Origin of the sequence: Maribacter hydrothermalis (assembly GCF_001913155.1) — a bacterium.
Classification (GTDB): domain Bacteria; phylum Bacteroidota; class Bacteroidia; order Flavobacteriales; family Flavobacteriaceae; genus Maribacter; species Maribacter hydrothermalis.
Genome location: NZ_CP018760.1, coordinates 3792251 through 3807896 on the forward strand (window position 1 = coordinate 3792251; position 15646 = coordinate 3807896).

Here is a 15646-nt window from a genome sequence, read left to right on the forward strand (position 1 = left end):
AATATAAGATTTAAATTATGGAAATTAAAAATAAATCATTGAGTGAGATGCCTAAAATTGGAATTAGGCCGGTTATTGATGCTCGTTTAGGTGGAGTGCGTGAGTCTCTCGAGAAAGTCACCATGGATATGGCAAAGAATGTGGCAAAGTTATTGACTAATACCTTAAAATATTATAATGGAGAATCGGTTGAATGTGTAATTTCAGATACAACTATAGGTAGAGTACCAGAAGCACAGAGTTGCGAAGAGAAATTTCTAAGAGAAGGTGTAGGTTTATCTATTACAGTAACACCTTGTTGGTGTTATGGTACTGAAACGATAGATATGAACCCAACAAGACCAAAAGCAATTTGGGGTTTTAATGGCACTGAAAGACCTGGAGCAGTTTATTTAGCAGCAGCTTTGGCTGGTCATGCCCAAAAAGGTATTCCAGCATTCAGCATTTATGGTAGAGAGGTTCAAGAAAGCGATGATGAACAAATTCCATCCGATGTAAAAGAAAAATTAATACAATTTGCTAAATCCGGACTCGCCGTTGCAATTTTAAATGGAAAATCATATTTGTCGATAGGTGGCGTTTCTATGGGCATTGCAGGGTCAATTGTTGATGAGAGTTTCTTTCAAGAATATCTTGGAATGAGAAACGAATATGTTGACATGAGTGAAGTTAATAGAAGATTGGAAAAGGGAATATATGACCATAATGAATTTGAAGAAGCATTAATCTGGACAGAGAAAAATTGTAAGGAAGGAAAAAATTATAACCCTGAAAATTTAGTCAAATCTCGTGAGCAAATGAATGATGAATGGGAAACTGTAATAAAAATGACTTTGATTTCTAGAGATTTGATGATAGGTAATCCCAAATTAGTAGCGTTAGGATTTGCAGAGGAAGCTCTAGGGCATAATGCTATTGCAGCTGGATTTCAAGGCCAACGTCAATGGAATGATTATATGCCAAATGGTGATTTTTTAGAAGCAATTTTAAACTCATCTTTTGATTGGAACGGAATTAGAAGCCCATATATAATGGCTACAGAAAACGATAGTTTAAATGGTATCTCTATGTTGATAGGTTATTTATTGACGAATCAGGCACAAATGTTTTCTGATGTAAGAACATTTTGGAGTCCTTCATCTGTAGAACGAGTTACGGGTCACAAATTAAAAGGTAAAGCTGCCAATGGCATTATTCATTTAATTAATTCAGGCTCTTCAACATTAGATGGTACAGGAGAGCAAACTGAAAATGGTAAACCAGTTATGAAACCATTTTGGGAGATTAGTGAAAACGAAGCTATTAAATGTTTAAAGGCTACCGATTGGCCACCTGCTATGTATGAATATTTTGGTGGAGGCGGCTATTCATCTCATTTTGTAACTAAAGGAGAAATGCCAGTTACCATGTGCAGAATTAATTTGGTTAAAGGCTTGGGGCCAGTTATGCAAATAGCGGAGGGATGGACTGTTGAGATTCCTAAAAAAGCACATGACATTTTGGATCAACGAACTAATCCTACATGGCCAACAACTTGGTTTGTGCCAAAACTGAATAATAAAGAAGCATTCAAAGATGTATATAGCGTAATGTCTAATTGGGGTGCCAATCATGGCGCATTTAGTTATGGACATTATGGACATGAGATTATTACGCTATGTTCTATGTTAAGAATACCGGTTAACATGCATAACGTAGAAGATGATAGAATATTTAGGCCTAAAGACTGGGCATCTTTCGGTACTGATTTAGAGGCAGCAGATTATAGAGCGTGTAAAAATTACGGACCGCTTTATTAATTTACTCTATACTAATTATTGATGTCATTGAAATTTTAATAAAAAATAAAGTCATTTATTTTTTATTACTTTCATCACTTAATGAGAACATTAAAATGAGTACAAAAGTATCTTTAAAAGACATTGCCAAAATAGTTGGAGTTTCTATTTCTTTAGTTTCGTATGTTTTAAATGGAAAAGGAAAGGAAAACCGGGTGTCAGAGGAAACCGAGAAAAGAATAAAAGAAGTTGCAAAGAGTTTAAATTATAGGCCAAATTTAAATGCTAGAAGTTTAAAGACGAATAAGACAAGAACGATAGGAGTTATTTTGGCTGATATTTCAAATCCATTCTTTTCTAATTTGGCACGGGTAATAGAAGATGAGGCTTTTAATCAAGATTATACTGTCATTTTTGGTTCTTCCGATGAAAAAATGGAAAAGTTTGATAAAGTTCTAGAATTGCTTTTGGATCGTCAAGTTGATGGATTGATTATAGCACCTCCGCAGGGTTCAAAGCAAAGTATTTTAAAATTAAAAGAGCAGAAAATTCCATTTGTTTTAATTGATAGATATTTTGAAGGATTTGCATATAATTATGTAGTTGCTGATAATTTCAATGCGTCTTCTCTTGCAACAAATTATTTAATTGATAAGGGGCATAAAAAAATTGCAACAATAGGGTATCAATCAGAATTAGCGCATTATACTGACAGATATGAAGGCTATATTGATGCTTTAAATCGTGCAAATCTCATTCCTTCTGAAGATATAATGAAAAGAGTTAATCATTTATATTTAAAACGAGACATGAAAAAATCGATTGATGAATTAGTCAATAGGAGTGAGGTAGATGCCATTTATTTTCAAACGAATACATTAGCGGAAGAAGGTCTACGACAATTAATTAGCTTAGGTAGAGATATTTTACATAGAATTGATGTTGTTGTTTTTGACCAGAACTCTACCTACCATTTCTTAGAAAATTTTGTTCCATATATAAGTCAGCCAATTAAGAAAATGGGCAAAAAAGCTTTAAGAATCCTTATTGAAAATATTAAATACCCAGATTCTAAATCTGTTCAAATAAAATTAAACACGTATTTAGAATTAGAAAGTGAAAACCAAAATTAAGATATATAACGGCTTAACTAATGTATTAAGTAAAATACTGTTATAAATATTGTTAATTACTCAAAAAAAGGCATAATTATTTTTGTATATAGTATTATTTTATTATTATTGCTTAATCGTTAAAGCATTTTTTAATTTATATGAAAAGTAAAATTTATCTTGATAAAATTAATAGGTAGAAACTTTTTCTGTTTTTTTATTTTTTTAATAGCTTAAACGATTAAGCTTTATATTTTAACCTATAGTATTAATCAACTAAATTAATCGACATGTATGAAAATTATCAAAAATCTCGATCTGAAAAAAAACTGTTCAGTATGAGGCATTGTCTAATAATGTTTTGTTTTATGACTAGCATTTGTGTTTCCGCACAAGTTACAATCTCAGGAAAGGTAGACAGTAGTGATAGCCCGGTAGGTTTACCAGGTGTAAATGTAACTGTTAAGAATGAAAATATTGGAGCTATGACAGATTTCGATGGCAACTATTCTATAGAGGCTTCTTCAAATAATGTTACTCTAGTATTTAGTTACATCGGTTTTAAAACACAAGAAGTTATTGTTGGCGAGGACCTAACTGTCAACGTTACATTAGTTGAAGATGTTAGTAAATTAGATGAAGTTGTTGTTGTTGGCTATGGTACACAAAGTAAAAGAAATATTACAGGTGCAATTGCCTCTGTAGATTTGGATAAAGCCAATAAAAATCTACCTAATACCAATGTTTCTCAATCATTAAGTACAGTTGCAGGGGTTCAGTTTGTAGGAGATGGTAGACCGGGCCAATCTGGTAATATTTTAATAAGGGGTCAAAATTCTTTAAGCGGTGACAATAATCCATTAGTGGTTTTAGACGGAATAATTTTTAATGGAAGTTTAAATGATATCAATCCTCAAGATATAGCAACTATAGATATTCTTAAAGATGCGAGCTCTGCTGCAATTTATGGTTCTCGTGCTGCAAATGGAGTCATATTGGTTACTTCTAAAAAAGGAACTACTTCAAAACCTAAAGTAAGTGTAAATTTATTTAGTGGACTTTCAGAATCTGGGAATGAAATTAAGCTTCTGAGTCCTGAGCGGTATGTTGAAAGAAGGTTAGATTATAGAAGGGCCACAGGTCAAGAAGCTAATCCAAATAATATAGCAGACTATTTAACAACTACAGAAGCTGAAAATTACTTAAATGGCAGAACTACTGATTTATGGGACTTAATAGGTCAACAAGGTTCAATTAATTCTGTCGATTTAAATATCTCAGGTAGATCTGATAATGTAAACTATTACCTCTCTTCTTCGTTTAGCGATAATAAAGGCTTAGTTTTTAATGATCGTGAAAAACGTTCAACATTCAGGGCCAATGTTGATGTTAGATTAGCTGATTGGATTAAGGCAGGAGTTAATACATTGTTTACAAGAAGAGATCTTTCTGGCGAAGAAGCTTCTATTAGAAACGCATATAGAAGTAGTCCTCTGGGTACATTTTTTAACGAAGATGGTTCTCCAACTCAATTTCCAGTTCCATCAGAACAAGCAGCTACAAACCCTCTATGGGAGCCTAGTTTAACTGATAATGAAGATATTTCCAATAATTTATTTAGTAATTTCTACACTGAATTGAATACAAATTTCTTGGGTGGAGATATTACTTATAGACTTAATTTTTCTCCGAATATTCGATGGAACCACGAATATAATTATATCAAAAAAGATCCTAATGTTGATTTTAATAATACAAGTGCCGTAAAATTTAATAGAAACGATTACGATTGGTTATTTGAAAATTTTGTCACGTACAAAAAAGATATCGGTGAAGATCACTCTTTTGATGTTACATTACTTTACAGTAGAAATCACACCGAGTATGAATCAACCACAGCAGGAGCCGACCAACTTAGTATTGACGGGTTAGGTGTTAATAATTTAGGATTGGGAACGATAATCACGAATTCTTCATTTGCTCAAAACACAGAAGGTGTATCATATATGGGGCGTTTAAATTATCAATTCAAGAATAGATATTTATTTACTTTAACAGCTAGAAGAGATGGTAGTTCAGTTTTCTCATCAAATAATAAATATGCCACTTTCCCTTCTGGAGCATTTGCATGGATTATTTCAGATGAGCCTTTCTTTCAAGACAACTCTACTATAAATTTATTAAAACTTAGATTGTCTTATGGGGCAGTTGGTAACCAAGCTATTTTACCATATCAATCATTAAGTCTTTCTGATACTGAAAGATATGTATTCGGTAATGGAGGTAGTAGTAGCCAAGGTGTTGTAACGTCTTCATTAGGTAATAATAATTTAAAATGGGAAACTACATATACAGCAAATGCAGCATTAGATTTTAATATGCTGAATGGGCGTATAGGTGGTACTGTTGAATATTATAATAGTAAAACTGAAGATTTACTAGTTAGAAGAAGTATTCCTGTTACTGGAGGGTATTCAAGTATTTTAACGAATATTGGAGAAACTAATAATAGGGGAATCGAGATTTTACTGAATACAGTAAATGTAAAAACAGATAAATTTGAATGGACCAGTAATTTGAACTTTTCATACAATAAAAACAAAATTGTAAGCTTGTTCGATACAGATTTGGATAATGATGGAAGGGAAGACGATAGTATTGCTAATAGCTGGTTTATTGATAAACCTATAAATTCCTTCTATGATTATGCTTTTGATGGTATATATCAGGTTGGAGATACCGATATTCCAGAAGGTTCTGAGGCTGGTTTTGTAAGAGTAAAAGATTTAAATGGAGATGGGCAAATAACTCCAGCAGATAGAACCGTAGTGGGTTCTGGAAACAATCCTGAATACAATATAGGCCTTCGTAATACTTTTAATTACGGCAATCTATCACTTTCAATTTTTGTGAATTCTTTATTAGGTTGGGAAGCACCTTTTAATTTAATCAACCCATTAGTACCAGATCGAAGTTTAAGCCAACTTGATGCAGGATGGTGGACTCCTGAAAATCAGTCGAACACTAGAGCTGGTCTAACATATAGCAACCCTTTAAATACAAACTGGTATTTAAGTCGTGATTTTTTCAGAATCAGGGATGTAGCTTTAGGTTATGAATTTAATCAGGAAATGATTGATAAGCTAAATATGTCAAGTTTAAGATTTTCTATTAGCGTTAAAAATTTATATACAATTACTGATTGGTTAGGTTCCGACCCTGAAAATGCTGTTAATTCATACAGTAATCAAGGGGACAGTAATATTTTCCCAATGCCAAGAACAGTTTCCCTTGGAATTAATATGGGATTTTAAATAGTATAGACTTAAAAAAAAGAAATTATGACAACTTATATAAAAACTTCAAATTTAAGAATCATATTGGTTCTTGCACTAACAATGTTCATTTCCTGTGATGAGGAAGATCTTTTAAATGAAAAACCACTTTCATCATTAAATGATGTTGCCGTGTTAAGCTCTAAAGATGGTTTTGATGCTTACTTAATTGGCTTGGCTTATAATGCCAGAGAAGAGCAATCTCAGGGAGATAATCTTTATTTCATTACAAATTTTCCAGGTACTGATGTAGGGGAAGATGCAGGTGCGGAATATTTTACGTATCGTAATTGGGTTTCATACCTTACCCCAGTAACTCCAGAGGTTGCGGATAATTGGAATTGGGCTTACACTAAAATGATAGCACAGGCTAATACCATAATTACCTATGCCAGCAAACCAGAGCTAGATGACATTTGGCAAAATGAAGCAGAAAAGAATGCAGTAATTGCAGAAGCTAAATTTTATAGAGCTTATACTTATAATTTTCTTGCTAATCTTTATGGAGGTGTGCCAATCGTTGAGAGTATAGAAAGTTCACCAAAATTCGATTATTTTAGGTCTAGTCGAGAAGATGTATATGAATTTGCGAAAAATGATTTGATATTCGCTTCTCAATGGCTTCCAGAAACAGTAGGGTCCGATAACGAGGGTCGAATTGTAAAAGCTGCTGCAGATCATCTATTGACAGAAGTTTACTTGGGTCTTAATCAATATCAGAATGCAATTGATAGCGCAACCGATGTTATAGATTCTAGTCTTTATGAATTAATGACTGAACGTTTTGGAGTAAGTGCAGGTGAACCCGGTGATGTATATTCCGATCTGTTTGCTACGGGTAACTTTAATAGAAGTTCGGGCAATAGAGAGTCAATTTATGTTTGGCAATTTGAATCCTTCATTGAAGGGGGGGGAGGTTCTTCTGGAGGCAATGCAACAGTCAGGAATATGGGACCATTTTTAAATAAATTTAAAGATCCAGATGGGGTTACTAACATACCGACCGACGAGACTAATAGAGGAGTAGGTCGTGTAAGAGGTACCAATTATGCTTTATATGATATTTGGAAAGGAGAACCGAACGATATTAGAAATTCTGAATATAATTTTAGACGTGAATTTTTTTATAATAATCCTGAATCAGCTTACTTCGGCGAACCGGTATTACCAATAACTGTAGCGGAAGATTCTCTTAGAATTCTATATCCTTACCCTAGAAAAATCGAAGGAACACCATGGGAAGGAAGAAATAATAATGGACGAACAGAAGAAGATGTCTATGTATATCGACTAGCAGAAACATATTTGTTAAGATCCGAAGCATATTTTTTAAATAGTGAAAATCAAAAAGCAGCAGATGATTTAAATGCGATTAGACAAAGAGCCGGAGCAACATTAATTAGTGCAAGTGATGTATCGTTAGATTATATCTTAGATGAAAGAGCTCGAGAATTAATGTATGAAGAAAGAAGAAGAAAAACACTGATAAGAATGGGTGTTTTAGTTGAACGAGTAAGAGAGTATGGCCTTGTAGAAGAATGGAGAAGTACAGTTCAAGATTATCACGGTTTATGGCCTATACCACAAACTGCTATTGACGCAAATTTTGGAGCTGAACTAGCACAAAATCCTGGTTACTAATTTTTTTAAAGATAAATAACTTAGTTAAATTAAAAATGACAGATGAATACACAGTAGGGAATTATTATTAAGCGTAGAATTATGTTTATTTGAATAACTAGAGGATTATTATTAAAAATTTAAATATGAATAAGATGAAGAACAATTATCTAAATAGGGTCATCTATTGTTTGATTGGTATTATGATGTTTCAATCCAAATACTCTAATGCACAAACAGATGGTATGAATGTAGAACATAACATTGTTTACGGTGAAGATGGGAAGTATGCAGGTTGGCCTGCAAATCATGGAATTTGGACTTGGGGAGATGAAATTTTAATTGGTTTTGTTCAAGCGGAATACAAAGCAGAGGGTCGAGGACTTCATACCTACGATATCTCTACTTCAAGAAATAAATACGCTAGAAGTAAAGATGGTGGAATTACATGGAAAATTACCGATGCTTTTGAAAAAGGTCAAAAAGGATTAGGTTATGACAATTTTGGAATTGCAGATGACGCAATTGAACCGGTAGCGTTGAACAAGCCAATGCCAGATTTTACTGATGAAAACTTCTTACTAACTTTTTTAAGACATAATAATGATGATGGACCTACTCATTTTTACTACTCTACCGATAAAGGGGCATCTTGGGAAGGGGTGTATAAATTTCCTAATATGGAGACGTCAGGTATTGCAAATAGAACAGATTATATAGTTGATGGTAAGCAATCTTTAAGTGTTTTTGTAACTACGGCAAAATCAAATAAGAAAGAGGGTAGAGTTGCATTGGCAAGAACTGTAGATGGTGGTGTTTCTTGGAATTTTCAATCATGGATTACGCCAGAACATGGTGGCTTTGATATAATGCCTTCTTCAATTCGACTGTCAGATTCAAAATTATTATCTACCATTAGAACAAGAACTAAAGAGGGTGCTGATTATATTTCAAGTTATAAATCTACCGATAATGGTAAAACGTGGAAAAGACTTAAAAACCCAGCGTCAGATACAGGTAGAGGGGGGTCACCACCAGCCTTGGTAAAATTAAATGATGGGCGATTAGCTTTGGGTTATATTCATCGTAGCGAGTATGGTTCAAGAGTTCATGTTAGATTTAGTAAAGATGAAGGCGAGAATTGGAGTGATGAAATCACTTTGCGCAGTGGTGATGGCGCAAGTAGAGATGTAGGTTATCCAAAAATTACGCAAAGGACCGATGGAAAATTAGTGATGATTTATTATTGGAATAACGCATTACTAAAAAACTCAAAACCTTATAGATATATTGCTGCAACTATTTTTGATGCGCCAGCAGCTAACTAACCAGATTAAATAACAAACAAAACTTAAAAAAGATTTATGAGAAGTTCAATTTACTGTTTAGGAATTTTTTTATTTGTTCTTACTTCATGTAAGGATAAAGCAGCAACTAATAAATTAGAAAGTGTTAACGAAAACAAAGACCTTTCAGCTAATTTTAATATACCTGCGCTTTCACAGCCAGGAGAGGGCGCATATATTTCTGGTGAGCTTATATACCCACTAGATGATAAGCCAACCCCTGAATGTCATGCGTCTACTATTGCCGAAACAAAATATGGTCTTGTCACTGCATTTTTTGCAGGAACGCATGAAAAAAACCCAGATGTGGGTATAAGGGTGTCAAGAATGGTCGATGGCAAATGGACCAGACCGAAAGAAGTTGTAAATGGTGTTCAAAATGATACACTTCGCTACCCAACTTGGAATCCTGTCCTCTTTCAACCCAAAGAAGGTCCTCTTCTATTATTTTACAAAGTTGGTCCAGACCCCAGAACGTGGTGGGGAATGTTAATGACATCGAATGACGGAGGAGAAACTTGGTCCAAACCATATAAAATGGGAACAGACAAAAAAATAGGGCATCTATTGGGGCCAATTAAAAATAAACCGGTGCAGTTAGAAGATGGTACTATAATTAGCCCTACAAGTTTAGAATACGAAATTGAAAACGATGACGTGGATTGGATGGTATATTTTGAAATGTCGAAGGATAATGGTAAAACTTGGGAAGTTGTTGGACCTATAAACGATGGTAAAGAATTTGATGCAATTCAACCTAGTGTACTGACTTACCCAGATGGTAGATTACAAGTTTTATGCAGAACGCGCCAAGATGTGATTTCTCAAAGTTGGTCAGAAGATAATGGTAAAACATGGAGTGAAATGACTGCGACTAATCTTCCAAATCCAAATTCTGGTACAGATGCCGTTACCTTAGAAGATGGTAGACAGTTATTGATATATAATCATACTACTAAAAAAGGTAAAGAGCCTAACAACAGAAATATGTTGAATCTTGCTATTTCCGAAAATGGCAAAGATTGGACACCTATAATGACATTTGAGACAAAAACAGCAAAATCTGGCTATTCTTACCCCGCAATTATTCAATCGTCAGATGGTTTAGTTCATATAACTTACACTTACTTAAGGCAATCCGTAAAACATATTGTAGTAGACCCTACAAAAATTTAAAAGAAATCATATCCAATGTCGCAACAATTTAAAGGTATTATTCCACCAATGATAACGCCCTTACTATCTAATTCTGAATTAGATTTTAAAGGAGTAGAAAAAATAGTAAATCATCTAATTGATGGTGGTGTTCATGGCATCTTCGTTCTTGGTACTACGGGAGAATCTGTTAGTTTAAGTTATCAAGCTAGACGAGACTTAATAGAACAGACCGCTCTAAATATTAAAAAACGTGTTCCGTTGTTGGTTGGAATTACAGATACCTCAATTGAAGAGAGTCTTAATTTGGCAACTTTAGCTCACGAATCCGGTGCTGATGCTGTTGTAGCAACACCTCCATATTATTTTAGCTTAGGTCAAGAAGAACTTTTTGAATACTACTGGGATTTGGCAGACCGTTTAACACTTCCTTTATTTTTATATAATATGCCATCTATGACAAAAATTTCTATGTCAGTAGAAACGGCCGTTAGATTATCTAAACATCCAAATATTATTGGTTTAAAAGATAGTTCTGCAAATACAGTTTACTTTCAAGCTTTGAAATATTCAATAGATAGAGTTGATTTTGCACTTTTCGTGGGTCCGGAAGAAATTATGGCAGAAACAGTTTTGATGGGTGGCAATGGTGGAGTAACTGGTGGGGCTAATTTATTTCCTAAGCTTTACGTCAAAATGTATGAAGCGGCAGTTGCACATGATTTTGAAACTATCAAAGTATTGCAAAAACAAATACTCGAAATAGCTACTTTGTTATATACTATTGGAAAATATAACTCAAGTTATTTAAAAGGGGTAAAGGGAGCGGCCTCATTATTAGGTATCTGTAATAATTATTTGGCATCACCGTTGAAACCATTTTTAGATAAGGAGATGACTCAAATTTCAAATAATCTAGAAAAAATTAAAGTTCATTTAAAAGAGTCATCTCTTATTTAAAATAACCAATATTACTTTGAGATTTTATTGTTAAATCAACTATCATGAATACCATAGATATTATTGTTTTTTTGGCATATATTATTGGCATAGCTGCGTTTGGGGGTTCTTTCTTTAAAAAGAATAGAACATCGACCTCCTATACCGTTGGTAACAAAGATATTCCAGGGTGGGTCGTTACTATGTCAATTTTCGCAACTTTTGTTAGTAGTATCAGTTATTTGGCTTTACCAGGCAGTGCATTTCTTACTAATTGGAATGCATTTGCTTTTAGCCTTTCTTTACCTATCGCCTCTTTTATTGCAGTTAAATTTTTTGTACCACTATACCGTAAAATAAATAGCCCGTCTGCATACACTTATATGGAGCAACGTTTTGGTCCATGGGCACGTATTTATGTATCTATGTGTTATTTATTGACACAATTAATGAGAATTGGTACTATTCTATATTTATTAGCGCTAACTTTAAATGCAATCGTTGGATGGGATATAACTACCATAATTATTATAACCGGTGTTGTTGTTGCGATATATTCTATGCTAGGAGGAATTACAGCCGTATTATGGACTGATGCAATTCAAGGTATTATTTTAATTGTAGGCGCAATTGCCTGTGTAGGTTATATTTTGATTAATATGCCGGATGGTCCGGGGCAGGTTATGGATATTGCATTTTCTAATGATAAGTTCGGTTTAGGAAGTTTTGACTTAGAATTATCTGATTCCACTTTTTGGGTGGTACTAATTTATGGAATATTTATTAACCTTCAGAATTATGGTGTAGATCAGAATTATGTACAACGTTATATGGCTTCCAAATCTGAAAAGGCAGCACAACGTTCAGCATTGATTGGTGGACTTATTTATGTTCCTGTTTCTGCTCTATTTCTTTTCATAGGAACAGCACTATTCGCTTATTATAATGCTGCAGATTCTTTGCCATTAGAATTGCAAGATGCAACAAAAAGTGATAGAGTTTTTCCCTATTTTATTGTTAATGCTCTACCGGCAGGGTTGAGCGGTTTATTGGTAGCTTCTATTTTTGCAGCAGGTATGAGTACTATATCAACAAGTTTTAATAGTTCGGCAACCGTATTTTTGACAGATTATTACAATAAGTATTTCAAGAAAAATGCAACGGATAAAGAGGGAATGAAAGTACTTTATATATCCTCTGCGGTAATAAGTATTATTGGAATAACAATAGCAATCGCAATGATCAATGTTAAAAGTGCTTTAGATGCTTGGTGGAAATTGGCCTCTATTTTTAGCGGAGGTATGTTGGGCTTATTTCTTTTAGGTATAATGTCTAAAACTAAAAATATTATAGGAGCAATCATAGGAACGATAGCTGGTATTTTAGTTATTCTATGGTTGAGTCTATCGGACATGTTGTTTGGTGAAGACTCGATAGGAAATTATTTTCATACGTATTTGACTATTGTTCTAGGAACCGTTGTAATATTTCTTACGGGCTTTATCATCTCGCTTTTATCAAAGAATAAAACAGATTAGTCTAACAACATTTGAATTTGAGTTATAAGCAACCCATACAGCTATTAATTTTGTGCTTCTTATTAGGTAGCTGTCATTCTAATAAAATCTATCAAAAGATGAGTGGGAATAATTTATTTACAAATTTAAAAGAGATACAACTTACCAATGATTTGAAAGGTCACTTTATACATACCAATGGTTCCTTTTCACCAGATAATAATTGGCTCGTGTATGATACAAGAAATGATGATACACATATAGCAAGAACAGGAAGTATAGAAATGATAAATGTCAATACATTAGAAGTTAGACGGTTATATAATACTAAAAATCAAACTAAAAATGGACCTGGGGTTGGTGCAGTTTCATTTAACCCCAAGAGAAATCAGGTTTTGTTCATTCACGGCCTTCAAGAATGTAATAAAATATCACCTTATTCATTTTCTAGGAGAACAGGTGTTAGTATTAAAACACATTCACCCCAAGAGCCCATATTTTTGGATGCGAGAGATGTAATGCCACCTTTTACTCAAGGCGCTCTTCGGGGTGGAACACATGCCCATTCTTGGAGTTCTGACGGAAAATGGGTGTCGTTTACCTATAACGATGATATAATGATGAAGCTATCGTTACAAACCGGTAGTAAAATAAAGGATTTAAGAATGGTTGGTATAATGGCTCCATTAGGACCGGTTAATGTTGACAATAATTCTTCCAGTGAAAACCTAAATGGTAAAATGTTTAGTGTTGTAATATCTGAAATATTGGAAAATCCTGAACCCGGCAGTAATCAAATTGACCGAGCCTACGGTGATGGATGGGTCGGTAACAAAGGGTATAGGAAATCAAACGGCCAGAAACAAAATAGGGCAGTTGCTTTTTTGGGAGACACAATTGACGAAAAAGGAAATAAATTAACCGAACTCTTTATTGTAGATATTCCTAATGACATTTCTAAATCAAATTTAAAAAAACCTCTAGAGGGTACAGAAAAAACTAGACCTAATCCTCCTTTGCATACGGTGCAACGAAGAGTAACATATACTAATGAAAGAAAGTATCCTGGGATAATCTCTTTCGGAAACCCTGTTCGTAGTAATCGTGATGGTACTTTGCTTTTTATAATTATGAAAGATGAGAAAGGTATTAGTCAAATATATAGTGTTTCTTCTAATGATGGATTAATAGAAAAATTGACAGATAATAATCTATCTATCGATACCTCTTTTGATATTAGTCCTGATGGAAGATATTTGGTTTATGGAATTAATGAAAATGTTTATATAACTGACATTCTATTAGCAAATACTTTTATTAAATTTTCAAATAATGAACAGGAAAATAAAAGCCTAAGAGGATTACAATGGTCTAAAGATGGAAAATCAATCGCATATAATCGAAAAGTTTTTCAAAATGGTTTTGACTATTTTCAATTATTCGTTCTAAAATAAATTGAATTTTATTAGTGGGTAATTATATGATATTTAAAAATCTTGTTTTAATGCAGTTTGTTAGTTAAGAAGGCGCAGATTTACTGCGTCTTCTTTTTTTTTTTTAAATATTGCAATCATTAAATATTTTTTATATTACTAAAAGTATTTTAAAGAAAGTGTTCTAAAAAGTAATTATTTTTTTTCGAATTAGGGATTATAAACGAGGGCGAAAACAGAGGTTTTTTAAGTTTGGTAGAGGTTGGTACAGGTTAACAAGGGTAGGTAATGGTTAGTAATGGTTTGCAATGTGGTTCGCTAGGGTAGTAGGTAAGGTAGAATTAGGTTTTCTGGCATGGTTGCCAAAGGTAGGCTAATGAGTTGCTAAACAATTCTAAACTTAAAAATAGTATAACCATTTGTTTGTCAGTACTTTATAATCATCTTCTGACAGGTTGCCTATGGTTTGCAGTGCCTACCCTAATTTCTATAAATATGAGCCCTATAAAAATTATAGTATAAATATTAAAATTTTGTGTGCCATAAGAATTATTATTCCAATACGGAAATCCGTAATAGATTTCACCATGTTATTCCTATTATTGTTTTGTAATTAATCCACCTCATTAAAATACAACAAGTGTTATCTAATTGTGTCCTAAGGTTATTTGTTTAACCGAGTAATTGTTTGTTCTGGAATTCTTTCAGTTAATAAATAGTAAGGGTTTGAGCAAAAGCTTCGCCATAATTCCAAGGTGTTAATGTATATAGAGTTTAAAACACCTCCAGGTTTTATATCCTCATCATGAAACCTTATTAAATGAGCAATTAAACTAAAACAGGCAGTAAATTCCCCGCAAGCTATTAGCGCATCTAGCATACCTTTGGTTTTATCTTCATTACTAAACCAAAGTGTAGTATCAAACGATGCAGCGTATTTAGAGATTTGCTTAATATATTCAGGAATGTCTTTAGTGATTTTTTGGATTTCATCCCATTCATTTTGATTTTCTGGTTTTCCCTCTTTATTATCACATCTAAGTAAATAAATCGTTGCCGTTGAAATCTGAGTAGAATATTTACTATATATACTACTATAATTGGACCTTCTGGTATTTTTTAAAAAGACTTCACTGGTCATTTTTAAGATTGAATTAATTCTATTGAAAATATAAAACCCAAACTTAAGAGGCAATAATCTAAAATTTTCTTGTATACCAGTTTTCTTTTTTATTAGAGAGTTAACATAGAGAAAACTTACCTGAAGGGAAAATGTTAAGGTGGTAAGGATAATAAGAATAGAATAAGCCCAACGTGACCAATTAAAGAAAATGGAAAGACTAATTAATATTAAACTAACTATAAAAACTATAGGATTAGCTAGAACATTCAAAGACCTAATGATTAGCTT

The 15646-nt window shown here is 33.3% G+C and carries 10 protein-coding genes; 9 read left to right on the plus strand and 1 reads right to left on the minus strand.

Annotated features, from left to right (window positions below; genetic code table 11):
- Positions 1-17 precede the first annotated feature (17 nt).
- From BTR34_RS16255 to BTR34_RS16295, 9 genes are all read left to right on the plus strand, one after another.
- The gene (locus BTR34_RS16255) at positions 18-1799 is read left to right on the plus strand and encodes an L-fucose isomerase (protein ID WP_197496136.1); all 1782 of its coding nucleotides are present in this window, start codon (positions 18-20) and stop codon (positions 1797-1799) included.
- A gap of 95 nt (positions 1800-1894) precedes the next feature.
- Positions 1895-2911: a LacI family DNA-binding transcriptional regulator gene (locus BTR34_RS16260; protein WP_068483095.1), complete on the plus strand. Its 1017-nt coding sequence runs from the start codon at positions 1895-1897 to the stop codon at positions 2909-2911.
- Between the two features lie 347 nt (positions 2912-3258).
- The gene (locus tag BTR34_RS16265) at positions 3259-6204 is read left to right on the plus strand and encodes a SusC/RagA family TonB-linked outer membrane protein (protein WP_068483098.1); all 2946 of its coding nucleotides are present in this window, start codon (positions 3259-3261) and stop codon (positions 6202-6204) included.
- A gap of 27 nt (positions 6205-6231) precedes the next feature.
- Complete coding sequence (locus tag BTR34_RS16270) at positions 6232-7866, plus strand: RagB/SusD family nutrient uptake outer membrane protein (protein WP_082960126.1); 1635 nt, start codon at positions 6232-6234, stop codon at positions 7864-7866.
- A gap of 134 nt (positions 7867-8000) precedes the next feature.
- On the plus strand, positions 8001-9173 hold the full coding sequence (locus tag BTR34_RS16275; protein WP_197496137.1) for a sialidase family protein: 1173 nt from the start codon (positions 8001-8003) through the stop codon (positions 9171-9173).
- A 36-nt stretch (positions 9174-9209) separates the two neighbouring features.
- The gene (locus tag BTR34_RS16280; protein WP_068483104.1) at positions 9210-10367 is read left to right on the plus strand and encodes a sialidase family protein; all 1158 of its coding nucleotides are present in this window, start codon (positions 9210-9212) and stop codon (positions 10365-10367) included.
- Positions 10368-10382: 15 nt separating this feature from the next.
- Positions 10383-11306, plus strand: coding sequence for a dihydrodipicolinate synthase family protein (locus BTR34_RS16285; protein WP_068483107.1), 924 nt, complete (start codon positions 10383-10385; stop codon positions 11304-11306).
- Between the two features lie 44 nt (positions 11307-11350).
- Complete coding sequence (locus tag BTR34_RS16290; protein WP_068483110.1) at positions 11351-12823, plus strand: sodium:solute symporter; 1473 nt, start codon at positions 11351-11353, stop codon at positions 12821-12823.
- Positions 12824-12921: 98 nt separating this feature from the next.
- A complete protein-coding gene (locus BTR34_RS16295; RefSeq protein ID WP_068483113.1) occupies positions 12922-14256 on the plus strand; it encodes a DUF3748 domain-containing protein in 1335 nt (444 codons plus the stop codon).
- A gap of 643 nt (positions 14257-14899) precedes the next feature.
- Here BTR34_RS16295 and BTR34_RS16300 read toward each other — a convergent pair.
- Positions 14900-15376: a hypothetical protein gene (locus BTR34_RS16300; RefSeq protein ID WP_157483778.1), complete on the minus strand. Its 477-nt coding sequence runs from the start codon at positions 15374-15376 to the stop codon at positions 14900-14902.
- Positions 15377-15646: the final 270 nt, after the last annotated feature.

What these genes read in the sequence shown, in the direction of transcription:
- BTR34_RS16270 (WP_082960126.1), top strand. Translation starts at nt 6,232, where the DNA reads ATGACAACTTATATAAAAACTTCAAATTTAAGAATCATATTGGTTCTT.
- BTR34_RS16300 (WP_157483778.1), bottom strand. Translation starts at nt 15,376, where the DNA reads ATGACCAGTGAAGTCTTTTTAAAAAATACCAGAAGGTCCAATTATAGT.
- BTR34_RS16275 (WP_197496137.1), top strand. Translation starts at nt 8,001, where the DNA reads ATGAAGAACAATTATCTAAATAGGGTCATCTATTGTTTGATTGGTATT.
- BTR34_RS16290 (WP_068483110.1), top strand. Translation starts at nt 11,351, where the DNA reads ATGAATACCATAGATATTATTGTTTTTTTGGCATATATTATTGGCATA.
- BTR34_RS16265 (WP_068483098.1), top strand. Translation starts at nt 3,259, where the DNA reads ATGACTAGCATTTGTGTTTCCGCACAAGTTACAATCTCAGGAAAGGTA.
- BTR34_RS16280 (WP_068483104.1), top strand. Translation starts at nt 9,210, where the DNA reads ATGAGAAGTTCAATTTACTGTTTAGGAATTTTTTTATTTGTTCTTACT.
- BTR34_RS16295 (WP_068483113.1), top strand. Translation starts at nt 12,922, where the DNA reads ATGAGTGGGAATAATTTATTTACAAATTTAAAAGAGATACAACTTACC.
- BTR34_RS16260 (WP_068483095.1), top strand. Translation starts at nt 1,895, where the DNA reads ATGAGTACAAAAGTATCTTTAAAAGACATTGCCAAAATAGTTGGAGTT.
- BTR34_RS16285 (WP_068483107.1), top strand. Translation starts at nt 10,383, where the DNA reads ATGTCGCAACAATTTAAAGGTATTATTCCACCAATGATAACGCCCTTA.
- BTR34_RS16255 (WP_197496136.1), top strand. Translation starts at nt 18, where the DNA reads ATGGAAATTAAAAATAAATCATTGAGTGAGATGCCTAAAATTGGAATT.